Consider the following 25,012-nt stretch of genomic DNA (forward strand, 5'->3'; position numbering starts at 1 on the left):
GAAGGAGGGAGCGTCAGGCCGCTGAATGACGGCTTATAAATTTGGCGATTGCCTGAACAGCGCTCCGGGCTTCGGGAAGCCAGTGCGGGAAAAAATGCCAGACATGGATCATATCCGGCCATATCTCAAGTTCGACTTCCCCGCCGCTTGCACGAAGTTTGTCAGCAAAGCGGCGACTGTCGTCCAGGAGAATTTCGTCACTACCGACCTGAAGCAAAAGAGGCGGCAAGCCATGGAGATCCTGATATAGGGGCGACGCCGCCGGATCCATGGGGGACGCAGACCCGAGATACGTAGCGAAATCTTTTTCAAGGCCCGCGCGGGACAGAAAGAAATCCTGATCCTTCCTGGTTTCATAGCTGTCACTACTGCAGCTGAGATCGGTGGAGGGACTGATGGCAACGGCCGCGCCCGGCAAGGTCATGCCGTCATTGCGGAGCTGGCAGAGCGCACTCAACAGCAGATTTCCACCGGCGGAATCGCCCACAAGAAAAATGCGTCGCGCGTCGCCTACAGTTTCCAGAAGGGCTTGATAAGCGGCAAGGCAATCGTCAAGGGCTGCGGGAAAGGGATGCTCCGGTGCAAGGCGATATTCCAGGGCATAAACCGGCAGGTTGGTTTCAAGCGCCAGCATCGTGGTTATCTGGCGATGAGATCGGGCCGATCCGGCGACGAACGCGCCACCATGAAGATAAAGCAGGGCACCGCTCGGATCGCTGGCCGTAGCCGTGACCTTTTCCGCCATGACATGGCCAAGTCGAACCATTGCGGCAGTGGTGCCCCCTGGCAGGGGCGCGAGAGTGGACAGGCCATCGACGGCGTTCCGACGGTCTTCCAGCGTAAAGGATTGCCGATTGGCGAGCGCCGCCGTGAGATAGGCGCGGATCTTTTCGATACCTTGATGCACAGTCATCAGCGGATGTCCTTATCAGATCTTTTTGCGCAGCGCTCCCGCCATACGTTGGGCGTTGTCGCGCAGCAGGCTGAGGTCGCTTGTCACAACGACAAAATGATAGCCGCGTTTGAACATGGCGCTCGCCATCTCCTCATGAAAGGCGATGCCGCCGAGCAGTTTTTTCTTTTTAAGAATGGCCCGTTCGGCCTTCTGCATCATCGAGAGAAGTTTCTTGTCCTCGAACTGCCCAAGCTTGCCGATACTTGCCGACAAGTCGCCAATGCCGATAAAAACCATATCCAGTCCATCAACGGCGGCAATTTTCGAAATATTATTGATGGCCTCGGCGGTTTCCACCTGTGCGATCAGCAGGAGATTGTCTTTGTAGCTTTTGAGATATTCCCCGGCCTGATAGCCATAGCCCGAGGCGCGGATCGTGGGAAAGGACACGCCACGAAAGCCATCGGGTGGATAGTGACAGGCTGCCACAAAGGCCTCCGCCTCCTCAGCGCTATCGACCATCGGCACCATGATGCCCTCAGCGCCGGCGTCCAGGGCACGCTTGAGATAGATATGATCATTGTCCGGCACCCGCAGCAGCATGGTGACCGATGACGCCGCCGCCGCGCGCATGGCGGCGACGGCGCTGTCATAGGTCTGCGTGCTATGTTCATGATCCATGACGAGGGCATCAAACCCGGCATGGGCCAGAACTTCGGCAATATCCGGGGAATTGAGAAGCAACCATGACGCGATTGCTTTTTCGCCTTTCAAAAGCCGGGTCTTCAATGTGTTGGGCCGGTACATATCGACGCCTCCGGGAACAGGTCAGACAAGCGGTGAATTCGGCTCAAGACCAAAGAGAACGCGCCCATAAAGTTCCGCCGCCTGATCGTAATGGAGGAAATAATGGCTATGGAGCGCATGCATATCGCGGAAGGCACGTTGCAACGGTTCACCGTCAAAGATCGCCCCAGTTCCCGCATCATACATCAGACTGTCGGTCAGTTCGGTACAGATTTTCAACACCTCCACAGCATGCATGCGGCAGGAGGCGCGATATTCGATGCTGAGCGTTTCACCGGATTCGATCTTCTGCATCAGATCGCGCGCCGAAGTTACAAGCAGCTGTTTTGCCGCCTCAAGCCGCGCTTTGGCGGTGGCAAGTTTGATCTGCGTCGCCGCCCACTGTGTCTGCTGGGGGCCGCCGCGTACGAAATTAACCCGCGACTTGACCCGGTCGAGGAAATCCGAGATCACCCCTTCAGCCAGGCCGACGCCGATGGCGACCACGCCGAGGCAGAACACCGGCACGCGCGTGATCTTACCCGAGAACATGGGCGAGTCGCTGACGGCGGCACCCGGGGCGCCATGTTTTTCGGCATCGGTCAAGGACATGACGCGATGGTTCGGAACAAAGGCGCGATCGGCAACGACGATCTTACTGCCGGTGCCGCGGAGCCCAAGAACATGCCAATTGTCCTCAATGCCATAATCCTCGGCGGCCAGGACGAAGAACCGCATGTCGGGTGGCCCATCTGCCCCATTTTCGACCCGGGCATTCAAGGCGGCCCATTTGCCGTGATCGATGCCACTCACATAAGGCCAGTTGCCGGACACGAAATATCCGCCGTCGGTTGGCACCGCCGTGCCGGGGGACATGGCGCTCGGCATGACGCCATACCCGGAATTGACGAAGATTTCCTCCTGCAATTCCGGCCCGTACAAGCCCATAAGCCAGTTATGCAGGGTCATCAGATCGACGATCCAGGCACTTGACCCGCAGCCTTTGGCAATTTCGATCACGACATCGACGAGAACGTCGACCCCCATCTCATACCCGCCAAAGGCCTTCGGCTGCATGATCTTGAAAAAACCGGCGTCGGCAAATTCCTGCATTGCGGCGGGAGTGATGCTGCGTCGCTTTTCCGTTTCCACCGCCCGGTTCCGCAGTGTCGGGAACATGGCGCGTGCACGCTCTACCAGCAGGTCACGCGTTACCGGCAGATCGGCGTCAGCCATCATCGGCGTATATGTGGATGTTGCCTTGGTCATGATCTTTGGCTCTTTCGAGAAGTGAGGCGGAAGAAGATAGTGATGATCAATATTCGTCCCAAGGCAGCGGCAGCGGGGCGCCCTGATCGGTTTCGACCTTGACCGGGGCCGCGGTGAGCGAGCCGACCACATGCATCTGCTCGGAGCCGGAATTGATGATCTTGTGGATCTCGTTCGGCTTGAACAGCAGAACCGAATTGGGGCCGAAGCTGTATTCGGTGCCTTCGACGATGCAGGTGCCGGACCCGGCGAGCACAACCACAGCCTCTTCGCAATCATGGCGATGGGCGGGCGTCTCTTGGCCGGGATCGATGAATTGCATCCAGATGGACAGATCATGGAAATCGGTCCAGGCTCCGACCAACGTTCTATGAACGATGCCCGGGATTTTTTTTGGTTCAATGCTGTTGATATCGATCACCGACATAGCTGTACCCCCTGTTGCTGGTTGCGTCTTTTGCCCATTCGTAGTTTCAGATTGACTTGATCCCGTCATTCATTCAATTTTCATTAATCGATAGTGTCATAGAAAAAATTTATAAAGATCATGAGCCTCGCACCGCGCGCCATTCGCCATTTCATTGCAGTTGTCGAACATGGCAGCTACAGCCGGGCTGCTGAGAAAATTCATCTCAGCCAGCCTGCGCTCAGCAACAGCGTGAGTCAGCTTGAAAAACAGCTCGATGTTAAGCTGTTGGAACGCACGTCCCAGGGCGTCAAGCCGACCATTTACGGCCAGGTGCTATATGAACGCGCCAAGGTGGTGAATGCGGAGCTGCGCATGGCGGTGGATGAAATCGATCTGCTGCGCGGGGCGCGAAAGGGCAGGCTTCTGATCGGCGCCGGGCCAAGCGTTCTTGAGGGTGTCATGCTCGACACCATATTGCGTCTGACGGCCAGCCGCCCGGAACTGAGCTTCTCGATCACCGAAGGACCTGAGGAGGTACTATTCAACGCGGTGAAGAAGGGGGATCTCGACATGTGCATCTGTTCCGTCCCCCAGACTGCGCCAAGCCCGGACCTGGAGCAGGACATCCTCTATGAGAACCCAACCTACGCCATCGTCCGCAGCGGTCATCCGCTGACGACGGAAACAAAGGTCGATTGGGCCGAGATCACCCGTTATCCCTGGATCATCGCCGACACCCGGCTTGAGCCCAAGGATCAGGAAATTCTCGCAACCGTCGCCGATCAGCGGCCGGATACGATCATCCAGACGAACTCGCCGGGGTTCATGAAAAAGATGGTTCTCCGCAGTGACTTTGTCACCTTCATGCCGAAAACCCTGATTCAGATGGAAGAAGAAAACGGTCTTCTGGTCGCGGTCGGCAACCCGAAGGGGATTTATAGCCGCCCCATCGGCATCACCACACGACGGCACAGTTTCCTGTCACCGGCCTGCCGCCTTGTCATTCGTGAATTCCGCGCCGTCTGTGCGGAAAAGGGGCTGATTTAAGCGCCGCCTCAGCCAAAAATCTGTTCATAAATGCTGACGATTTCGTGCTTTTGCGCAATGCGGGGATTGTTGCCGGGCGACCCGCTGGCGATTGCCTGGTCCGCCATGGTCGGCAGCAGTGACTTATAACGCTCCGCATCGATGCCAAACTCGCGCGGGCTCGGCACCTTGAGGTCCTGGTTCAATTCCTTCAGCGACGTAATCAACTGCTCAACCGCCGCCCGGTCATCGCTGTTGTCATCGGCGACCCCGGCAAAGCGCGCGCAATCGGCATAGCGATCAAGCGCCGCCTCGGCACTGAAAGCCGTGACCTGAGGCAGCAGCATGGCATTCGAAAGACCATGAGGCACATGAAAGAACGCACCGATCGGCCGGCTCATGCCATGCACCAGCGCCACCGAAGCGTTGGAGAAAGCAATGCCGCCCTCAAGGGCCCCCAGCATCATCTGTTCCCGGGCTTGCGGGTTGTTGGGTTCATGGCAGGCAAGACGCAGATATTTTGAAATGCGCGTGATGGCCGATTTGGCGAAAATATCGCTATAGAGATTGGCCTTGCGGCTGACATAAGCCTCGATCGCATGGGTCAGGCTGTCAATGCCGGTGTCCGCCGTGGTGCGAAACGGCACGGAAAATGTCAGCTCATAATCAACGATGGCCGCCACGGGTAAACAGCCGGGACCGGAAATCAGCATCTTTTCATCACTGGCGCTGTCGGTGATGATGGTGAAACGGGTGACTTCGGACCCGGTGCCGGCCGTGGTTGGAATGGCAATGATCGGCAGACCCTGCGCGCGCACGACATGCGGCACTTTGTAATCACGGATTCGGCCGCCGCTCCGATGGAGGAGCGCGATAGCCTTCGCGGTATCGATGGGGCTGCCGCCGCCAAGCGCGATCAGGCAGTCGTAATCACCTTTGTTCAGGCAGGCGACGCCAGCTTCCACCACCAGATCGGTCGGATCGGGGACGGTATCGGCGAAGACGTCGGCGCTCATGCCGTCCGCCTTCAGGATCTCGCGAAGTTCCGCGACTTTTTCCAGTTTCACCATCAGGGGATCGGTCACAATCAAAGGTTTCGACAAACCGAGATCGCCAAGAAGCGCGCCCAGATGTCTCCGTGCCCCGCCGCCAATCAGCATATGCTTCGGTGTAAGGATATGTGCCGTCATGTGGATCCCCGTGCGTCGTCATGGAATTGTCTTATTCAAACATTTATCAGGCCGGATAGAAAGAAGCTCCGTCATTTTTGATGACGGAGCTCAGTCTGGATATCAGAAGGATTTGACCGTCACACTCAGGCCAAAGATGCGGGGATGCGGCCGCAGGCGGATGCCGCTCACCCCAAATTTTTCCTGGGTGCCGGTGTAATATTGTTCTTTCAGCAGGTTCTCGACATAGAAATTGATACTGAGTCTATCGGTCCAATTGATCCCGGTACGCAGATTGACAACGTTATAGGATGGGACCTTGTAGGGGAATTCCGGCTGTCCGGTCTGCGCCCATGTCAGAGCTTCAATGTCCGAGTATTGTTTGCTGTGATAAAGCCAATCGAGCCGCACATACATATCGCCAAAGGAAACGTCATGGCGATATTCAGCACCAAGATTGAGCGTCCATTCCGGCGCTTTCGGAATGGCAAGGCCTGTGAGATCGACAATACGCCCGCCGGTTATGGTGGCCTCACAGTCGCAATTTATTTTCGAGTTCAAATATCCGACCGCGCCATTGAGGGTCAGATTTCTGGTCACTGCGGCGACGGCTTCGGCCTCGAACCCATAGACTCGGGCCTTGTCCACATTTCGGGTCAGCTGCACGTTTGAAGAAATGTCGCCAGGGGTCATAAAGAACAGGGATTCAAGCTGCATATTCTTCCAGTTCGAATAGAACGCAGCTCCGTTCAAACGCATCCGCCCGTTCCAAAGATCGGTTTTGAAACCGGCTTCATAGTTCCACAGATTTTCAGCCTTGAACGGTTCAGCAAACGGCTGATTGCCGAGGTTGCTGTTATAGCCGACGCTCACCCCACCGGCCTTGTAGCCTTTGGAGACGGAGGCATAAAGGGTCATGGCCTCATCAGGTTTGAAGGTCATAACCGCACGGGGTGAGAAATCATTGAATGATTTCCCGCTAAAAATATCCTGCATGGGTTGCCCGGCAAACCCTTGCGAATCGAAAAGTCCGGCCACGATCTTGTCATGGGTGTAACGTCCGCCCACGGTCACGTCCAATCGGTCAGTGGCATGCCATGTGCTGTCTACGAAAAAGGCCAGACTATTTGTCTTGAAGCGTTTGTTCTTGAGATCAATCACAGTGCCTGATGGAAAGACACCGGGAATGACTGGCGGCAGGACATATACGCCATCAATCTGACGCTCGGATTTCATAAAGATATTATTATATTGCTTCTGATTGTCTTGGGCATAAAGACCGCCGACGACAAAATCAAAGGCGGATTTTGTCACCTCCAGCCGCAATTCCTGGCTCCAGGAGCTGCCGCTATAGGCATTGTCCCGCTGCAAAATATCGAGGCTCGTCTGATCCTGGTCGAAGATCCGGTCCTGCGTGGTCCTGATGAAACCGGTGACCGATTTGAGGGCAATTTCGTCGGTAAAGTTATGCGAAACACGGAGGTTGAGCAGTACGCTGTCGCTTTTATTGCTTTCCTTCACATTGTGGCTGAGCCGGTTCTGATTGTTGGGCCAGAAGCCGATTCCGTCATCCACCACCTTATGAATGCCAAGCGTATCTTGCGTGTCGAGATCAAGCACGCCTGACGGCACGGTGGGATCGTGTCCTTCGTCCTGCTTGTTATACATGGCGAGAAAATCGACGGTTGTTGCCGTGTCGGGCAGCCAGCGGATGGCCATGCGCCCGCCATAACTGTCGAAGCCGCTGTTCTTGGCGCCGCGCGGATCGGCATTCCTCACGATGCCTGAATTGGTCTCGCCCTGGGCGACAAACCGCATCATCAGGGTGTTAGACACCGGAATATTGAGAACGCCGGACACAAGCCCGCCATCTCCGGCGCCGTCATAGGCATAGCCACCGATGGTGGCTTCAGCTTCATAGCGATCGGTCGGTTTCTTGGTGACGATGTTGAGCGCGCCGCCCACGGCGTTGCGGCCAAAATAGGTACCCTGCGGACCACGCAGAACTTCGATCCGCTCCACATCCTGAAGCTGCGGATTGATGGTGCCGCCAGCGACCGACACAACGCTGAACTCATCAAGATAAATGCCGATGGAATTGGTGACGGAGTTTTCTCCGGTCTTGATGTCGCTGATGCCGCGGATACTGATATTGATGCCGCTATTTCCGGTCTTTCCGTCTTCGGTAAAGCTGACGTTCGGCGTCAAGGCCAGATAGTCGCTGGCGGTGCGGATATTCTGTTCTCGGATGGTTGCCTCGGTAAAGGCCGTAATGCTGACCGGCACATCCTGCAGGGATTGTTCCCGCCGTTGTGCGGTGACAACGATTTCTTCGAGAGAGATAGCCTGGCCATCCGCCGGTGCCGCGATCGCTGCCGTAGTGTACAGAAGCCCCACTGACACAAGTGCAGTGGTCATATGCAGAACGAGTTTCATTGTAAAGATACTCCCCAATTAGTTTCCCTGAGATCCGCAACCGGCATTTTTATTTTACGTTTGCGGGATTATGATTTTTCAGTGGTCTCTTTGTCAGGCGGTCATGAACTGAGCAAGAGCCTTGAGAGCGGCCTCGTTTTCGTGATCCTGACCGATGCTGATGCGCAGGCAATGCCGCAATCCCGGCGCACCCATGGGACGGGGAATAATCCCCGCAGCCAGCAGATGTGCGGCAGCACGCTCCGCCGTTTTTGGGCTGTCTATCGAAAATTGGACCAGGATGAAATTAGTCTCGGTTGGGATCGGGTTAAGTCCGATTTCTTGCAGCCCTGTCATCATGCGGGCGACAGCGGCTTGATTATGAGCCTGTGATTTCGCCACAAACTCATCATCATCAAGGGCAGCCACAGCCGCACGCAGGGCCAGGCGGTTGGTGTTGAACGGCGTGCGGATTCGTTGCACCATATCGGCGATGGCTTGCGGACAATAGGCCCAGCCGATGCGCAAGCCTGCCAGACCATAAATCTTCGAAAATGTCCGCAGCATCACAGCATTTTCAGCGTTGCGCACAATGTCGAGCCCCGGTTCATAGGCCTTATCCGTCGCATATTCCGCATAGGCGCTGTCGATCATCAAAAGCACCGATGGCGGAAGCTCCCTATGCAGGCGCTCGATCTCGCTGCCCGACAGGCAGGTGCCGGTTGGATTGTTGGGGTTGGCGATGGCAACGATTTTTGTTTTTTCCGTCACGGCGCGGAGAATGGCGTCGATGTCAGTCCGGAAATTGCGTTCAGGCGCACGAACGATTTTTGCCCCCTGCGCCTGGCCATGGACTTCATACATGACAAACCCAAACTCACTCATCACGAGTTCATCGCCGGGTTCCATGAAGGTCCGGATTAACAGGAGGATAAGTTCCTCCGATCCGTTCCCGCACAAAATCCGCGACGGCTCGATAGCATATTTTCGGGCAAGGGCGTTACGTAATTCGCTTTGGTCACCATCCGGATACCGATGCAGATACGGCTTTTCCTGATCAATCACCGCCAGAGCTTTCGGGCTCGGCCCGAACGGCGCTTCGTTTGAAGACAGTTTGATGGGGTTTTTGATTCCGCCGATTTCGCTTTGGCCCTGGACATAGGGCGCCATGGTCTGAATATTCGGTCGCGCCTTTAAAGCTCGCATCATGATACTCGGATTTGGGTTGCTTGCTTCTGTCAGCAGAAGTCAGAAGCGCTATCGCTTCAACTTCGTTATTTTGATACATCCATAAATTATAATTATAATCTCGCGAAGCTGCGGCCCTCGAGCGGTATAAAATTTATTTATAAAATTATAAGGATAATAAGATTGTGTGAATGAGTGCCTCCGGAGAATACTTGATGTTCTACCGATCATTCGGAGGTCCCAAGATGACAGTATCGATCGATTGCTTTAAGCGCGGGATGCGTCAGCTGGCTTCGGGCGTGTCCGTCGTTACCAGTCGTTTCGAGGACAATCTGGCCGGGATGACCGTCACGGCCGTGGCATCCCTATCCGCAGAACCGCCAAAACTGCTTGTCTGCCTCAACCGCGCGGGACAGACATTCGACATGGTCCGTCAAAGCCGCATCATGTGCGTAAATATTCTGTCCGCCGAACAAACGGAACTGGCCGCGGCTTTCGCCCGGTCCTCCGAAAACAAATTCGCAGGCTGCGATTGGGATATTGCCAAGACAGGAGCGCCGATCATCAGAGAGGCCGCGGTCTCGTTCGATTGTCGTATCGATAACATTATAGATGCAGGCACCCATGGCATCGTCATCGGCGAGATACTTGACATTATAATCGCCGAGGAGGCCAATTGCCTTGTCTATAAGAATGGTCAGTATGGCACCCTGATGATGAAGACAGGGTAGTTCTGCGTGGGATAGTTCCGGCAACCGTATAAGCGGGCTGGACATAAAATTGGGGGGAATAGGGTGGCACAAGACAAAATTCATGAAACCTGGTCGTCAAGAACCATGTTTCTACTGGCCACCGTAGGGGCGGCTGTCGGGCTCGGCAGTCTATGGCGTTTTCCTTATATAACGGGGGAGAACGGTGGCGGTGCCTTTGTGCTGTTATACATCGGCTTTATTGTTCTCCTTGGTCTGCCTGCAGCCGGAATTGAGCTGGCGCTCGGGCGCCTTGGCAAGCAAAGCCCGCTTGGGACCATGAAGAAGCTGGTGGAGCGCGGACAGAATTTCACGTTCTGGAAAGTCATCGGGGTTTTAAGCCTGCTCATTCCCTTTTTCGCGATGACCTATTACAGCGTCATCGCCAGCTGGACGTTCGATTATTTCCTGAAAAGCGTCACCGGTCAGTTGCAAGGCATCAAGGTACAGGAAGCCGAGGACTTGTTCCGTGATTTCCTCAGCTCGCCTTTGCGCATGCTATGTTGGTACACATTATATATCGCAGTGGTTGTCTTTGTGATCGGCCGAGGCGTACGCGCCGGGCTTGAAAAAGCCTCGACCCTTATGATGCCGGCGCTTTTCTTGCTGCTTCTCGGGCTTGTGGCATATGCGGCCCTCTATGGTGATTTTGGCGCGGCCCTGACGTTTTTATTCAAGCCCGATTTCTCCAAGGTGACGGCAACCACCTTCCTGCTCGCCTTGGGGCAGGCGCTGTTTTCCATGGGCATCGGTGTCGGTGCATTGATGACCTATGGTGCTTATTTGTCGGATGATGTGTCGCTGCCGCGTTCGGCCATCATCGTCGGTCTCTCGGTGACATTCGTCTCGCTTCTCGCGGGCCTAGCCATTTTCCCATTTGTTTTTTCCTTTGGTCTCAATCCCGGCGAAGGCCCCGGTTTGATTTTCGTCACACTTCCTTTGGCTTTTGGACAATTACATTTCGGGACTGTTCTTGGTGGCGCGTTTTTTCTGCTTATGGCCTTTGCCGCACTGACGTCGTCTTTCGCCATGCTTGAACCGATCGTATCCTGGCTTGAAGAAAGACAAGGCTGGTCGCGCATGAAGCTCGCAGCGACGGCTGGCATCGCGGCCTGGTTTGTGGGTCTCGCACCGCTGCTGTCGTTCAACGTCTGGGGAAGCATAAAGCTTCTGCCGTTCGTGGCCTTGATCAAGGACAAGACGATCTTCGAGCTTTTCGACTTCGTTGTTGCCAATCTGCTGTTGCCGGCCAACAGCATTCTGATTGCCTTGTTCGCCGGATGGGCATTAAGCCGAGCGTCACTGCAGACCGAATTACGTCTCACTCCGTTAAAAATGGCTTATACGACATTCGTTGCCAAAGTCGGGGCACCCGCGGCCATTTTCGTAATCTTTCTGTCTAGTTTTTCCTGATAGGCGAACGTTATGATTGATCTTTATTATTGGCCCACGCCAAACGGTTTGAAGATCGTCATGATGTTGGAGGAATGCGGTCTGCCCTACCGTGTCATTCCCGTTGATATCGGGGCCGGAGAGCAGTTCACTCCGGCCTTCCTGAAAATTAGTCCAAACAATAAAATCCCGGCAATTGTCGACCCTATGACCGATCAGCCATTCTCTCTTTTCGAGTCGGGTGCGATCCTGATGTATCTCGCGAAGAAAAGCCGCAGCCTCCTGCCACGCGAAGCTGATCAGGAATATAAGGTTCTGCAATGGCTATTCTGGCAAGTGGGCGGACTAGGCCCCATGGCTGGACAATTCGGGCATTTCAAACAGCTGGCCGCCGAACCTTCCCCCTATGCCACGAGTCGGTACAGAGGTGAATATCGGCGTCTGTTAGCGGTCATGGATCGTCAGCTCGAAACAGGTGGCTTTCTCGTCGGCGACTACTCCATCGCCGATATCGCTTGTTGGCCCTGGGTTCATGCCGCTGAGCGTTTGGGTGAAAATATCACTGAGTTTGCGTATTTAAACCGCTGGTACCAAACCATCTTCAGCCGCCCTGCAACGCAACGAAGCCTGGCAGGCATGCAATAGTCATAGCATGATAAATGGGCTTATGTGCGGAGTTGGATTTCTAGCGATGGACAAACAGAGCCCACAGCGGTTCAGTTATCATTCAGCCCCGCAAAGGCCGTAGGGTACTCAAAAGCCTAGGGCCGGTTGGTGACAGGTTTACCTAATTTAGACAAAGCCCGACACCACGGGAGATAAGATAAGGCATGACGTGATGCCTTATCTTATCTCAATTTTGGCATTCGCTAACGGGATGCGCTGCGTTATGGCTTGAGTGTGTCCTTCGCATTCTCAACGACGTCTTGCACTTTGTCTTTTGCCTTTTCAGCTTCTTCTTCAACCTCGTGTTTTGTATCTTCGACAACTTTTTCGACAGTTTCTTTTATCGATTTTTTGATCTCTTTGCCGATACCAAGGATGCTGTCTTTGTCCATAATCAATCTCCTGCTTAAGGGGGTGTAGAAGCTAGTCAGTAAAGACCTCAGAGATAGTATGGCGGAAACTTAAGGCGCGTGCTTATTTGCGCTCTTTTCGATTGCTTCTCTGGTCTTGGAGATATCTTTTCCTGCACCCGCTGTCGTATGGCACGCGCTCAAAACGGTGGATGCGCCAGGGATAACAAGAAGTGTTATCGGGACTATTGTGCATGGTCGTTCCCATGAACCAGTTGTTGAAGGCCTCAATCATTCGCACGAAAGTATAGGCTAAAAGGGTCTGTGAATTTCGTAAAATTGCATTTTGAAAATCTACGGACAGCCAAGGCATGCGTGATAAACGGTTAAACCCGATATGAAAAGAATTCTAAATTACCATATAAGATATTTATCTGAATAATGATGTTTCGCATCAAGAACCTCTGGGCCAGTATAATAACTGGCCCGGAGGTTCCGGAGTAAGTTACTTTTTGTTCGGATCCTTGGAGCCGCTGTGGGGAGCGGAGCCGCTATGTGAAGCCTGTGGCTTTTCGGTTTTTGCTTCCGGCCCCTGTTTGCCGCCTGCGGATGGCTTTTGGGCTTGCTCTTTCGCGCCAGGGGTCTGTTTTGAAGATCCGGGGTTTTGATCTTTGTACATGTCTAGATCCTTCTGTTCAGATATGCCAGGGGGTGCAGATTTTACGACCCATCACAGGTCGAGGTCTCCATAATATTCTTTCTGGATGAGTTTTGTAGCTTCGGAAGCTACTCATTTATGAAAGGGCATTTGTGAAGTCTCGGAGAGACAGGCAATGCACAGTTCATCACTGCGGAACATGAATACCGCAGTCAATTGGACGTCTTAATCAAGCGGCACGATATCATCAGAGGGTCCAGCTGCAAGCGCCAGGCGTGCCAAGGCAGGAAGTGATTTGACTTCTGTCTTCTTCATGATTGATGCGCGATGGTTTTCGACCGTGCGTTGGCTTATTCCAAGATTCGCCGCGATATTCTTGCTTGCTTTTCCGGCAAGGACCATCTCCATAATTTGAATTTGCCGTTGTGTAAGCCTGGAAAGACGCATCGCGGCATCTCTTCGCTTGGAGGGGATGAGGTTTGAGCTTCTGGAGTGCTCAAGCGCACGGTCGATAGATGCCAAAAGATGATGATAGACGGCTGGTTTTTCAATGAAATCAAAAGCACCTGACTTTATCGCCTGGACAGCCATAGGCAAATCCTGGCAGGCACTTAACATTATGATTGGTAGCGTGCATTCGTCCTTCTGAAGCTTGTTGAGAAGTTCAAATCCTTTCGTTCCGGGGAGGTCAGTATCAATTATAAGGCAGGCGATAGCCCCGGGTCGGTAAGCTTTGAGAAACGTTTCACTGTTTTGATAATTAAAAACAGTCCATCTCTTTACTCCATCTCCTTTACTCAATAAGTCACGCATGAGCTTATTGTCATCGATAATATAGACGGTGGAATGCTCAGAATCGTTATCTCCAACAGGTCCCTTTTTCGGATTTGCGAGATATTTTTGCATGATATTTTTAAATTTTGTGATGCCTTCCGGATCTGCGATCGGGATCACGTCATCGAATTTTATGTCGATATATGAATTTTCTTTTTCGTGAGATTTTAAAAGAATAATTGTATTTTTTGGATCTTGGGTTCGGTTAAGAAATATTTTAACCTCAGCGCGGGATTGGATGGTTAGAAAATCTTCATCAATCAGTATGAGGTCGGGATGAATTGTATCCTGCTTTAAAAAAGCCATTATGTCTTGAGGGTTTGAAATGATTTCTGTGTGATGGTTTTCCGTATTGACGAAAATTTCAATATTTCTTTGCTTTTCTGAAGTTGTGAGAGCAACAAGAGTGTTACCATTTGGAAAGTGGATTTTGTAAATTATGCAATTGCGAAAATAATCCGGATGATTTTCCAATACGGATGATTTTTTTTCAGGGATTGATACTTCTATGCTTATGGCAATGCCATTTTTCGGCAGTCCTCGACATTCTATTTGCAGATCCGTTCCTCTCGTTAACTGGCTCATCGTGAAAGGCGCGAAATTATAAACGTCAGTCGCTTTCGGCAAAGCATTCTGGGATGGGGAAGATTCGACACCCATGGGCGGACGGCACGTCTCAGACTTCCTGTTATCTTTAGCTAAAATTTCAATATTCAGCTTCTTATTATGGCGACGGCAGCCGATCAGGATTCGTCGGAGGGAAGTGACGTTGAAGATATTATTGAGAAGGTTTTTCAGGATGCTATGCAGAATTGTCTGATCACTTATGATCGAGGCGCTGGAAGGCTCAATGTGAATAGAAAATTCTTCTTGATGTGTTGGGGATAAGAATTCCATTTTGAGACAATAGAGAAGATTGTTGACGGGAAACTCAGAGATTTCCATTCCAGATGCTTTAATGACGGGGTCATTTGTGACTTGTAGAGCGTCAGGGAATTTCGGTTCTTTTCTTAATTTTTCGATGTTATGAGTTTGCGTCGCGTGCATCAGTTTATTGGGGTCTCTTTGATCGCTGATATCATTGTATGTAATCACGGCGCCATCGATAGATTTGTCATATCCACGATAGGGTAAAATACGGCGAATATAGTGCCCGCCTTCCTGAAAGGCGATTGCTCGAGCATAGCTTTTATAGTCAATGAAAAATCTATGGACATCGTTCAGGAGTAGGTTGTCCAAATCCTGACAGTGAAAGTTTTGAAGTGGTCGGCCGATGTCTCGAAAACTTATATTGAGAAGAGATATAGCTTTCGGCGTCAAGAAACGGATTACAGAATATCTGTCTAGAAAAATTATGGGGATGTCGGTGCTGCTGATAATATTATGGATGTGAGTGTATGTGACAAGCCGTCTATCCAAGGGCGCTTGAATTTGATCGTTTGAAGGAGTGACCTCAGTGTTCAGAGACTGTAGCTCTTCTTTCGACATTAGAAGTTCCTCATTCGGTGATGCGAGTTCGTCCTGAGATATTTAAATCTCGACATAAACGGATGTATTTATGTCTCGCGGAGACTTACTTTTTGCGTCTGGATTTTGGAACTTGTCCAGTTTGGTTTTCTCAGGAAAGCAGGTTTCTGCCTTCAGTACGCAAAGCACGAAACAAGCGACTGAGGAGTTTCTCTGTTACCTCGTTAATTTTATCGCTGTAGCATCCGAATATGCAAATAGGATTGCACTCGTAAAATTGGCTTCTACGGAGCAATGTTGTTTGAAATTCAGATAGATAAAAAATACATGTGGCCACATGCAGAAATCTGCGCATGGTGAGGGGGCTTGCCAAGGGACATTGATTTGCAGCGATCTGTGTAGTGTTGCATATTTTACATGAGCATTTCCCGATTGAGCGTCCAAATTCTTTGGTCCTTGAAGGGCCAGGTCGTTGTTGAATCTAGGGGCGTTCAGGGGGTTTTTGCAGAGTTTAACACCCTCAGTCGAGGTGCCTGATGCGATCATCCTCGAAAGCTTATTCACAAGCTTTGGAGCATCCATAGCATGTCTTTGGATGGCTCCTGTATGATGCAGGTAGCTTCCGTGCATTCTAGATGTATCTCAAATCCATACTTCCTGAGGGAAGCAGATCGAAAGACTAGCATATAGTTCTCTGAGGGTCTATGTCCGGAAAGAACTCATGGGGTATTGGCTAAGAAATCTCTTTATATTCACTTTAAGTTCTTTAGTTTTTTAATATTAATCAATTTCTTATTGGGTGGTTGTTATGAAAAATTGAACGATGTGTGTAAATATTTTCGTGATTTTAGATTTATATTTTTGGGATGATGTAAGTAATTAAGAGAGTTTGTTTTTTGGATTTTGACGTTATCTATTTAAAAAATATTTCGAATGCAGTGGAAAATTTCTAATAAGTTCTTATTGCTTCATATTATTCATCTCTCGATTCTCAAGGCAATGCCATCGCGGAGAACCGGGTTGAGTATGGATATGAGCAAATCGAGGAAATTCGTTTTTCATAGCTTGCCCGGCGGGAGGGTCGCATAAGATTTCGTGGAGATTTTTCCAATTTATTTAATGGCTTATGGCATTTTCTTTCTGGTTTTTTAAAGTGTGATATTATCATTCGGGCAGTATAATTTGTAACTTCTGTGTCAATTGGATGCTTAATTTTCCGGTAGTTATTGGCTCAAGCGTTGTTGTGTTCTGGTCAAATGAAATCACATTTTTTCGAATGTGAGCCATTGATGGCAAGGAGAAAATCAATGCAACGAGTTCTGCCGTTGATATTAGCGTTATCTTTTATGGTTGTTGGTTGTGCCGATGAGAGTGGGTATCGGCAGTCCAGCTGGGGCCAATATGATTATAATCGTCCCGATCCGGCATATGGTGGCTATAATGCGGACAGGTATTATCGCAATGACTCTCGCTATAAAGAGCGCCGTCTGTCGCGGAACGATCGCGTTTATCGTGGGCAGGATGGGCGCTATTATTGCCGACGTTCTGATGGGACAACCGGCCTCGTTGTTGGGGCGCTTGCCGGTGGGGTCTTGGGTAATGCCATTGCTCCGGGTGGATCTGCATTGTTAGGCACAGTTATTGGTGCAGGCGCCGGAGCGGTAGCCGGACAAGCGATTGATCGCAATGAAGCCCGGTGTCGCTAAGGAAATTCTCTTGTGACTGTTCTGAATCGAAGTTTTGATTGCGGGCTAAAGGAGTGTCGCTATTCCAAAATTCAGCAGAGACTCATCAGGCGCTAATCTTCGCTGATTTCTTGATCAGGGCCTGAGTGCCCGCCGGGATATCTATGACCAGATCACTGTTTGGCCGCGTGCGGCAGCCAAGCACATAACCTTGCGTTGCATCTTCCACGGTGATGTGACGACTTGCTTGACTGGAGGTTTCAAAAGCTCCGGATAGAATTTTTATGCGGCACACGCCACAGGCGCCTTTGCGGCAGCCTATGGGCACGGATCGTTCGGTGCTCCACCCCATGGCGCGCATCAATGTCTGGTCTTCTGGGCAAGCATATAAAAGCTCTGCGCCCAGCACTTTGACTTTGTATATGGGGGCCGTCATATCCCATCCTGTATTTGCCTGAGCTTACTAGCAGCTCACGGCGCATTTATCCAGGCGGGTCTGAAAAATCAGTCAAAGATTGCTGGGTTAGCAGGGATGAGGCCGATGTCGCTACGAGCGCGTCTAAGCCACATAGGCAGTGGCATGAATCTCAATCATGGCGTCAGCTAGAAACAGTCCGGCGACCTGCACTGCGGTGGTCGCGGGTGGCGCCGCCTTGGCATAGCGGAGGCTTCGCGCCTCTGCGGCGGCGGCCATGGCGCCAAGGTCGGTGACAAAGATAATCTCGTTGATCACATGTTCAAGCTTTGCCTGATGACGGGCCAGGATCAGTTCCATGATGTCATAGATCCGCGTGATCTGCCCGCCCATATCGCCCGGGGCAATCACGGTCATGGTTTCATCGATCGAAATCACGCCGGATATATAAATGAATGGTCCGGCCTGAGCGCTTGCGACGAAGCCAAGCTGCTTTTCGATAGGTTCAAAGAAATATTGCACTTGATCAAGATGGGCCATCTGTGAATTCCTTCCTGTATTATTTGATATAATCTGACGATGGATGCGCCCGGGGATAGTTGCGCACCATATTGAGATAGCGGGCCAAGAGGCGGTCTGATTTGGTCAAGGTGCCGGGGCGATAGCGAATATTGTGCAGGATCGGCCGGTCATCGCTGGTGAAATGTTTACCGAATTCAAAAAGCCTGAGATGGGCCATATCGAAATCGGCGTCATTCCCAGTCGGGTTGTCGCTTTTTTTGAAACAGGTGATGAAATAATTCTGGGTCACGCCCGGGCGCGGCATCCCGAACGGCGACAGGACGCCGAACCATTGTTTTCCCATGGTGCCATACAGACGGAAAAGGCTGGTGCCATAGATGGAGCCGACAAAATTCACCTCATCTCCGCTGCCATGTTCCATACGGCCGACAATGTCATATTCCATGGAATGCTCGGTCCAGCGCACGCCGGTGAGAATGCGATCGGTGTCGAAATCCATGCGATGCACAGCGCGCAGATGCTGCCAATCCGGTGTATTCGCACAGACGACCCAGGGGTCCACCGGCATAACGGGCACGTCATAGCGGGCACGAACCGACAGTTCTTCATCCGGAAAGGGAAAACTCGGCAATTCCCATGTGGGTTCAGTGCCATTAAAGGCCCAGATCAAGCCAAACCGTTCGACAGTCGGGAATCGGAACAGCCGTGCAGCCTTGGGCGCGGGATCGCCGATGGCCGTCCGCACGCATTGGCCGGTAAGGTCGAATTCCCATTTATGGAACGCGCAGCGAACGATGTCGCCGTCGACCTCGCCGGTCACAAGGTCGGTGCCGAGATGGGGACAATAGGGGCTTAAAACCTGCACCTCCCCACTCTCGCCGCGCAGGATGACGACACGCCCATCAAGAAAGCTTCTGCCGATAATCTGCCCCGGAGCCACTTCGGCGGCGGTGCAGATCGGAAACCATGATTGGCTGAAAAGGCCGTTCTCGCCCTCGGCCGGGATATGATTGACAACGGGCGGACTGTTCGAGACTTGGGTCATGGCGTCGTTCCTGCGTTTAGGCGCTGCGCATGGCAGCATAACGGTCATTCATGGTGCGGAGATGCGCGGCGCGGCTCTCGCGATACGCGGGGGCCGCGTCCTCCGGGAGCCAGATGGCGTCATGGTCGAAGATCACGTCAGCCGCCGCGACATCCGGTTGGGCCCGCAGAATATCGAGAATGCTGTTGGTGAAAACCGACGCCATCAGGCAGCCCGGCGACGTGAGCACCATAGTGACGGTGACATAGGCCCCGTCCGGCCCGGTCTTCACATCGACCGCACGAATAAGCCCAAGTGTGGTAATGCCGACCGGGGACCCGGCGGCAAGACTGCAGGGGTCGGTGATCGCATCAAGCAAAGTCAGAATGTGATCGTGGGTGATCATGATATGCGCTTTCTTCAGGCATAAACCCATCCGCCTGACCAGGGGGTTGCGAGGGCGGTTTTGCGATCGAACTCATCTCCGGCAAATTGTTTCTGCATGGCGGCGAGATCAAGACCGCAAATGCGCGCCTGATTTTCACCCAGGATTTGCCGTTTCATCTCTTTGGTCAAAGGTGGAATATTGTAGTTTTCCATGAGATCTTCCGGCATCTCAAGGTTCCAGAATCCTTCGATCAACGGCCTTGGATGAATGGCTGTGCAACCGCTTGCGAACATGATGCGATCGGCGCCGCCTGCCGCCTGAATAAGCGTCCCGATAATTTCAGCAAAGCGCCGCGACGCAGTCGGAATGAAGGCGCTGGTGGCTTCGAGATTGACGCTGACATTGGGGAAATGCGTCAAATGCATGGCGGTTTCCTCAAGATAGGCAAAGCCGCCATGGACGATTTCAAAATTCAATCCGGGAAAGGCCGTGGCCGCATGGCCGACATCCGCCATACGGTAGGGCTCGATGGAAATGCCGCCAAAGGGAATGGCCTTGTGGATGCCGACGGTTTTCACGCCGCGTTTCTGCATATGCTCATAAAGCGGAAACATCAGCTCGGGGTCAGCCATGTCATAGCCTTGCATTTTCCCCTCGATGAGATCGATGGGATAAAGCTTGATGCCGATCACGCCATCTTCTTCAACCGCACGATCGATCTGTCCGATGGGATCGTCCGCATGGGGGCAGATGGCGCCATAGATCAGAACGCGCCCTGGCCAGCGCTTGCGCATCTCCCGTGCGGCCCACATGGGCGACCCGCCGTCGCGGAACAGGCGGATGGGCAGTTCATGAAAGACGCAGATATCAACCTGACTTTCGCCGAACAGGGCGTTGGCCAGCAGATCGATATCGGCACCTTTGAGAAAGTTCTCAGGCTTGAGCAGCCATTGCGGCTCGCCTTTAGGAGAAAAGGCCGCTTGCAATCCAAGCAACAGCCCGGCGATGCGCTGTGCTGCGGCAGGATCGGTGAGGTTCTCCGGACTGAAATTATAAGCATGTACGATGCTGTCGACGACCAGGCAATCTTCGATCATGGCAAATCTCCCTCGGCGCTGTTTGATTTGTAGATTATTATATAAAACTATATTTGCATAAGAAACAAAGATTTTCTATACAATTCAAGTCAAGCAAGTTTGTGACGATCAAAAGAGAAAGCGAACGGGACTTGTGCAAAAAAGACTTGGCCGGTAAGAGTTTATGGGCGGACCTAAACAAGGAGGCGGGTGTGACAGGATTACGGCAGCGGCAAACGGAACGACGGCGCGAAGCAATTTTGGCCGTTGCCGCGGAACTTTTTCGCATCAAGGGATATTCCGCCACCAATGTGGAAGAAATCGCCGCCCGTGCCGAAGTGGGTGTGGCCACCATCTATAAATATTTCAGCGCCAAGGGCGGTCTGATCCGTGAACTCTGGCGTCCGAAGATCGAAATCTATCGCCAACGGGCTGAGGCTGTGACGGCCGCGCCGCCTGCCGACCCCGGCGTTGCGGTGGCCGCCTTGATGGACGCGTTCGAGTTCAGTGAAAAATGGCAAAGCCGCGATTTGCTGCGTGCGGTCGCCGGCATGGACCTTGGCTATGCGGAGCTGTTTCAGGGCATTCGTCAAGAACTCGACGCTTTGATCCTCGATCAGCTTCAGCTTCTGCTGCGCCGTCTTGAAGACAGCGGCGCCCTTTTGCCTGGGCTCAATCATCGCGATATCGCCTTTATTGTTTACGGCATTTTCAATGAGCATTTTCAGTTCTTCGCCGTTCATGAGGAGGTGACGGTTGAGGTGGTGCGCGAGGATCTGCGCCGCCGCCTCAAACTGCTGTTCGTCAACTGGACGCCCGCCACATTGAAGCCCGCCACATTGAAGGTCATGGCGGGCAAAAAATCATCGCCCAAGCCGCGCGGCTGACAGTGATAAAATGGACCTACCGTCAGAACCGGGCTTTAAGGGAGACGCCCCATTCGCGCGGACGCCCATAGTCCGCGCTTGCGGTGCCAAAGCTACCAAAGGAATTGAGCCCGTTGATGATATAGCGGGCATCGGTCAGGTTGGTGCCGAAAAGCGATAACATCCACCGGTTGTCCGGCGAGGTGTAATTGATCCGTGTGCCGATCAGGACGACGCCGCTTTCAAAGGATGTTTTCGAATTTGCCACGTCGTTATAATAGGAACTGCGATGGCTGATATCGGCGCCGAAGGACAGCATTCCCAGATCGCCGATAGCGAAGTCATATTGCACCGCGCCGCTAATGGTCCATTCCGGAATTTTCGGAAACCGACTGTCGAGCGTGACCGTTGCCGTCGGCGCGAGACGTTTGAATTTGGCATCTGTGTAGCCAACACCGCCACTAACCGAAAGGCCTTCGACGGGGATGGCGGACAATTCGATTTCAAACCCCTGCACGCGTGATTTACCGGCATTTTCCGTGACGGTGGCAATAAGCCCGCCCACATCACGCAAACTCGTCAGCTGCATGTTCCGATAGTCATTGTAATAAAGCGCGCCATTGAGGCGCAGACGGTGATCGAGAAACTCCGACTTGATACCGGCTTCATAACTCCAGACATATTCCGGATCAAATGAATCGATTTCCGCGACAGACTGCGCCCGACCGTTAAAGCCGCCAGATTTGAACCCGCGTGAGACGGAAGCGTAAGCGAGCACATCCTGCGTCACCTTGAAATCAACATCGGCACGCGGAGTGAGGGCATTCCAGCTTTTATTCAGGGTAGTTTCGGGAACCGTGATTACGCCTGAGCCATTGCGCCGCAGCATGGTTGAAAAGATTTTCTTTTCGTCTGTGTAGCGCAGGCCACCGGTGATGCTCAGGCGGTCGGTCAGGGCAAAGGTCGCCTGACCAAAGGCGGCATAGCTGTTGATTTTGATCTTGTCGATAAAGGTCGCATCAAGATCAAAGGCGATATTGAGCGGGTTGCCCGCGCCCCCCGCACAAAGCGGCGGCGCACCGGGCGGTGGTGGACAAGTGATGCCCGGGCCAAGCGGAAGAAGCGGGAACGGCAGCGCCGACAAGGCCTTGTAAAGTCCCGAGGCCAACGCCACATCGAACTGATCGCGCGCCTTTTCGTGGAAATAATAGGCCCCCACAACCCATTTCAGACGATCATTGATGTTGGTGCCGGAAAATTGCAATTCCTGGCTGAAATATTCGTCTTTGTTGTGATTTGTCGTTTCGGTATAGGTCAGTGGTGAATGATCCTGATCAAGCCCGAATTCGGTTTTCTGATCACGGTAGGCACTGATGGATTTCACGGAAAATGCTGAGAAATTCTTAGTGATAATCAGGGACGTGCCCCAGCTGTCCAGGTTGCTGACATTTGGCCCGGTACCGTTCGAGGTGCGGGGCGCACTCAGATAACGACTGTCATAGGCAATGCCCGGCCCATAGCTTGGGGCGACCAGCATATTCCACAAGCCCAGCAGTAAATCCTCGGGGTTATTGTCGCGCACGGCGGCCAGTTCATCGACCGAGGCGGATTCGCGTCGTCTCGTGCCATCAAGGGTAAACACGATATCGAGGTCATCGGCCGGAGTCCATTGCAGCATCACCCGTCCGGCGTTGGCATTGGTATTGCCAAGATCGTCGTCGGCCAGGATGCGTTTGACATAGCCATCCTGATGACGGGTCATGGCCGACAGCCGCATGCTCAATTGATTGTCGACGATCGGCACATCGATTGATAGCCGGCCGTCAATCCGGTTGCGGCTTCCGGTTTTCACTTCCACATAACCGCCGAACTCATTGCCGGGCCTCTGGCTTGTGATATTGATGGCGCCGCCAATGGTGTTCTTGCCAAAAAGCGTGCCTTGCGGACCACGCAGAACTTCGACTCGCTCAAAGTCCAGCAGCTCAAGAACGCTGCCCACCAGGCGCGGGAAATAAACATCATCCACATAAATGCCGACACCGGGATCGCTCGAAAACAAAAAGTCGGTCTGGCCAATGCCGCGAATAAAAATCTGCGCATTGGTAGAGCCGCCCGTGTTGCCGACACCAGTATCGAAAATCAGATTTGGCGTCATCCATGTGATGTCGGACAGCGAACGAAAATTGCGTTGTTCCAGAGTTTGCCCGGTAAAGGCGGTGATGGAAATCGGTGTTTCCTGCATGCTTTCCGCCCGTTTGCGGGCGGTCACGATGATTTCCTCGATCTGCATAATATTGCCCATCCTGCGCTCGGCGGCGTTTGCGGCTGGGCCAGAGGCAACCGGAAGTAGCAAGGAGAGTGCAATCAGAGATGCACTGCGATGCCAGCGAGAACGGGATGGTAGATGGTGATCTAGATTAGAAGGTGCGGATAAGGTTAGGATAACGCGTTGTTGGCGCATGTGAATCCCCCCGGATGCTTGAAGCTCCCAATATTATTCGAATCATATTATGATATAGAAAAAATCATATTTCTATACAAAAATAGCAAATTGATATTTTTCATATCATGGGGTGGGGTGCAATCCGCAAACCGCTTCGCATGCTTTTCACCTTTACCCTCCGTGCCAACGCGGTGGATGTGGTCTATGGCACCATGAGGCGCTATGCCCGGGGGCAGGAATGGTTCACCATCACGAAGCGCCTGTGGGCAGAAGACCTGCTGTTCGATTTCGCAGGCGAGCCCTACAACCTGAAAAAGTCTTCAGCAATCCAAAGCTGCTGCACAATAGCCTGTCCATCGTCAATGCAGCGGGCTCCAAGGAAGACCGCGAATTCGCCGCCCTCAAGGACCAGGGCAGGGCTCACGGCAAGGACCGCCGCCTGTCTCACGAGGAAGCCGAGGCCGATCACCGTCATTGCGCCGAAGACATGGCCGGTTTTTCGGGGCACGACGCTGTGTTTTGTCGATTACGTCAAGGAATTGCCCTATTTCCGTGATGAAGTCCTGCCGCGTCTCGAAGCGCGCGGCGTTCGCTTGCCGCTCTGATCTTGAGCGACACCTGCAGAACGGTTCGTTTCACGCAACGGACCGTTCTTTTTTTATGTTTGGGCTCCGGTGCTTTTCGACCTATAAACGGGCGTTGGCGGCGGGAGGCGGAAAAGATGAAATCACTTAGCTACGCACTGATCTTCGCGTTGCTGTCGGGCCCCGTCGCGATGGCGAGCGGCCACCCCGCTCACACTGCCGTCAGCTCCGCAGATCGCAATCGCGAAATTGTGCTGTCGTTCTGGCGCGATGTGATCGATGCGCGGAATATTTCAAAAGCCGCCGCCTATCTCGATCAGACCTATATCCGCAACAACCCTTGCGAAGCCGACGGGCTCGACAGCTACAAAGCCTGGGCCGAAAGCCGCTGGAAATCCAAACCCGCCGTCGCGTCATCGCCAACCGAATTTATCACCGTGCTGGCGGACGGCGATTATGTACAACTCGTCACCCGAAAACCACGCCCCGACCCGCACAACCCCGGAGCCAGTTACATGACCTATTGGTTCGACCTCTTCCGCCTCAAGGACGGAAAGATCATCGAACATTGGGACGCCATCAAAAAAGCCGAAGCCTCACCCGAGTGCCGGTTGGCTTTCCCTGAAGCGCAGGACTAAATCGGGCCCAAGATGGATTGCCGGGTCAAGCCCGGCAATGACAGGTAAGGATGGAGGGGCATAAATGGGTTAAGCACCACGTCGATTACGCCTGGCCC

23 protein-coding genes are annotated in these 25,012 nt (G+C 52.9%); 8 read left to right on the top strand and 15 right to left on the bottom strand.

From position 1 onward, the window contains the following. Window positions 1-13 precede the first annotated feature (13 nt). The 4 genes from NYP16_RS13740 to NYP16_RS13755 are packed head-to-tail and all read right to left on the bottom strand — an operon-like array spanning window position 14 to window position 3,377. The gene (locus tag NYP16_RS13740; RefSeq protein WP_274944735.1) at window positions 14-913 is read right to left on the bottom strand and encodes an alpha/beta hydrolase; all 900 of its coding nucleotides are present in this window, start codon (window positions 911-913) and stop codon (window positions 14-16) included. Between the two features lie 15 nt (window positions 914-928). Continuing rightward, window positions 929-1,702 carry an HpcH/HpaI aldolase family protein gene (locus NYP16_RS13745; RefSeq protein WP_274944736.1) on the bottom strand — a complete coding sequence of 258 codons (774 nt, stop codon included), beginning with the start codon at window positions 1,700-1,702 and terminating at the stop codon, window positions 929-931. A gap of 21 nt (window positions 1,703-1,723) precedes the next feature. Then, window positions 1,724-2,950, bottom strand: a complete 1,227-nt coding sequence (locus tag NYP16_RS13750; RefSeq protein WP_274944737.1) for an acyl-CoA dehydrogenase family protein — start codon at window positions 2,948-2,950, stop codon at window positions 1,724-1,726. 46 nt (window positions 2,951-2,996) lie between these two features. Further along, on the bottom strand, window positions 2,997-3,377 hold the full coding sequence (locus tag NYP16_RS13755; protein WP_274944738.1) for a cupin domain-containing protein: 381 nt from the start codon (window positions 3,375-3,377) through the stop codon (window positions 2,997-2,999). A 120-nt stretch (window positions 3,378-3,497) separates the two neighbouring features. Here NYP16_RS13755 and NYP16_RS13760 point away from each other — a divergent pair, with 120 nt between their 5' ends. After that, entirely contained in the window at window positions 3,498-4,406 is a 909-nt protein-coding gene (locus NYP16_RS13760) for a LysR family transcriptional regulator (RefSeq protein ID WP_274944739.1), read from the top strand. A gap of 8 nt (window positions 4,407-4,414) precedes the next feature. Here NYP16_RS13760 and NYP16_RS13765 read toward each other — a convergent pair whose 3' ends face one another. From NYP16_RS13765 to hisC, 3 genes are all read right to left on the bottom strand, one after another. Beyond that, window positions 4,415-5,575, bottom strand: a complete 1,161-nt coding sequence (locus NYP16_RS13765) for an iron-containing alcohol dehydrogenase (RefSeq protein ID WP_274944740.1) — start codon at window positions 5,573-5,575, stop codon at window positions 4,415-4,417. Between the two features lie 102 nt (window positions 5,576-5,677). Then, window positions 5,678-7,990: a TonB-dependent receptor gene (locus tag NYP16_RS13770; RefSeq protein ID WP_274944741.1), complete on the bottom strand. Its 2,313-nt coding sequence runs from the start codon at window positions 7,988-7,990 to the stop codon at window positions 5,678-5,680. A gap of 93 nt (window positions 7,991-8,083) precedes the next feature. After that, window positions 8,084-9,178 (bottom strand): histidinol-phosphate transaminase, encoded by a 1,095-nt coding sequence (gene hisC / locus NYP16_RS13775; RefSeq protein ID WP_274944742.1) that lies wholly within the window; start codon window positions 9,176-9,178, stop codon window positions 8,084-8,086. A 170-nt stretch (window positions 9,179-9,348) separates the two neighbouring features. On the opposite strand from hisC, the gene NYP16_RS13780 reads away from it, so the two are divergent. The 3 genes from NYP16_RS13780 to NYP16_RS13790 all read left to right on the top strand — a co-directional run bounded on the left by NYP16_RS13780 (window position 9,349) and on the right by NYP16_RS13790 (window position 11,943). Continuing rightward, window positions 9,349-9,888 (top strand): flavin reductase family protein, encoded by a 540-nt coding sequence (locus tag NYP16_RS13780; RefSeq protein WP_274944743.1) that lies wholly within the window; start codon window positions 9,349-9,351, stop codon window positions 9,886-9,888. Between the two features lie 63 nt (window positions 9,889-9,951). Next, a complete protein-coding gene (locus NYP16_RS13785; protein ID WP_274944744.1) occupies window positions 9,952-11,319 on the top strand; it encodes a sodium-dependent transporter in 1,368 nt (455 codons plus the stop codon). Window positions 11,320-11,331: 12 nt separating this feature from the next. Next, entirely contained in the window at window positions 11,332-11,943 is a 612-nt protein-coding gene (locus tag NYP16_RS13790) for a glutathione S-transferase N-terminal domain-containing protein (protein WP_274944745.1), read from the top strand. Between the two features lie 242 nt (window positions 11,944-12,185). Here NYP16_RS13790 and NYP16_RS13795 read toward each other — a convergent pair whose 3' ends face one another. Both NYP16_RS13795 and NYP16_RS13800 read right to left on the bottom strand, forming a co-directional pair. After that, window positions 12,186-12,356: a DUF883 family protein gene (locus NYP16_RS13795; RefSeq protein ID WP_274944746.1), complete on the bottom strand. Its 171-nt coding sequence runs from the start codon at window positions 12,354-12,356 to the stop codon at window positions 12,186-12,188. 841 nt (window positions 12,357-13,197) lie between these two features. Next, a complete protein-coding gene (locus NYP16_RS13800) occupies window positions 13,198-15,294 on the bottom strand; it encodes a response regulator (RefSeq protein ID WP_274944747.1) in 2,097 nt (698 codons plus the stop codon). Window positions 15,295-16,580: 1,286 nt separating this feature from the next. Here NYP16_RS13800 and NYP16_RS13805 point away from each other — a divergent pair. Further along, window positions 16,581-16,979: a glycine zipper 2TM domain-containing protein gene (locus tag NYP16_RS13805; RefSeq protein ID WP_274944748.1), complete on the top strand. Its 399-nt coding sequence runs from the start codon at window positions 16,581-16,583 to the stop codon at window positions 16,977-16,979. A gap of 85 nt (window positions 16,980-17,064) precedes the next feature. Here NYP16_RS13805 and NYP16_RS13810 read toward each other — a convergent pair whose 3' ends face one another. The 5 genes from NYP16_RS13810 to NYP16_RS13830 all read right to left on the bottom strand — a co-directional run bounded on the left by NYP16_RS13810 (window position 17,065) and on the right by NYP16_RS13830 (window position 20,404). Beyond that, window positions 17,065-17,394 carry a 2Fe-2S iron-sulfur cluster-binding protein gene (locus NYP16_RS13810; protein ID WP_274944749.1) on the bottom strand — a complete coding sequence of 110 codons (330 nt, stop codon included), beginning with the start codon at window positions 17,392-17,394 and terminating at the stop codon, window positions 17,065-17,067. Between the two features lie 123 nt (window positions 17,395-17,517). Next, a complete protein-coding gene (locus NYP16_RS13815; RefSeq protein WP_274944750.1) occupies window positions 17,518-17,913 on the bottom strand; it encodes a RidA family protein in 396 nt (131 codons plus the stop codon). A 19-nt stretch (window positions 17,914-17,932) separates the two neighbouring features. Then, entirely contained in the window at window positions 17,933-18,940 is a 1,008-nt protein-coding gene (locus tag NYP16_RS13820; protein WP_274944751.1) for a Rieske 2Fe-2S domain-containing protein, read from the bottom strand. A gap of 16 nt (window positions 18,941-18,956) precedes the next feature. Then, window positions 18,957-19,325: a metal-sulfur cluster assembly factor gene (locus NYP16_RS13825; protein WP_274944752.1), complete on the bottom strand. Its 369-nt coding sequence runs from the start codon at window positions 19,323-19,325 to the stop codon at window positions 18,957-18,959. Window positions 19,326-19,339: 14 nt separating this feature from the next. Continuing rightward, window positions 19,340-20,404 (bottom strand): amidohydrolase family protein, encoded by a 1,065-nt coding sequence (locus tag NYP16_RS13830; RefSeq protein ID WP_274944753.1) that lies wholly within the window; start codon window positions 20,402-20,404, stop codon window positions 19,340-19,342. A gap of 191 nt (window positions 20,405-20,595) precedes the next feature. Between NYP16_RS13830 and NYP16_RS13835 the strand changes: the two genes are divergently transcribed. Further along, a complete protein-coding gene (locus NYP16_RS13835; protein ID WP_274944754.1) occupies window positions 20,596-21,270 on the top strand; it encodes a TetR/AcrR family transcriptional regulator in 675 nt (224 codons plus the stop codon). A gap of 22 nt (window positions 21,271-21,292) precedes the next feature. On the opposite strand, the gene NYP16_RS13840 is transcribed toward NYP16_RS13835, so the two are convergent. Further along, on the bottom strand, window positions 21,293-23,539 hold the full coding sequence (locus tag NYP16_RS13840) for a TonB-dependent receptor (RefSeq protein ID WP_274944755.1): 2,247 nt from the start codon (window positions 23,537-23,539) through the stop codon (window positions 21,293-21,295). Between the two features lie 311 nt (window positions 23,540-23,850). On the opposite strand from NYP16_RS13840, the gene NYP16_RS13845 reads away from it, so the two are divergent. Beyond that, window positions 23,851-24,297 carry a hypothetical protein gene (locus tag NYP16_RS13845; protein WP_274944756.1) on the top strand — a complete coding sequence of 149 codons (447 nt, stop codon included), beginning with the start codon at window positions 23,851-23,853 and terminating at the stop codon, window positions 24,295-24,297. Window positions 24,298-24,413: 116 nt separating this feature from the next. Beyond that, on the top strand, window positions 24,414-24,914 hold the full coding sequence (locus NYP16_RS13850; protein WP_274944757.1) for a nuclear transport factor 2 family protein: 501 nt from the start codon (window positions 24,414-24,416) through the stop codon (window positions 24,912-24,914). The last annotated feature ends 98 nt before the right edge of the window (window positions 24,915-25,012 follow it).

Origin of the sequence: Govania unica, from assembly GCF_027920805.1 — a bacterium.
Taxonomy (GTDB): Bacteria; Pseudomonadota; Alphaproteobacteria; order Sphingomonadales; family Govanellaceae; genus Govanella; species Govanella unica.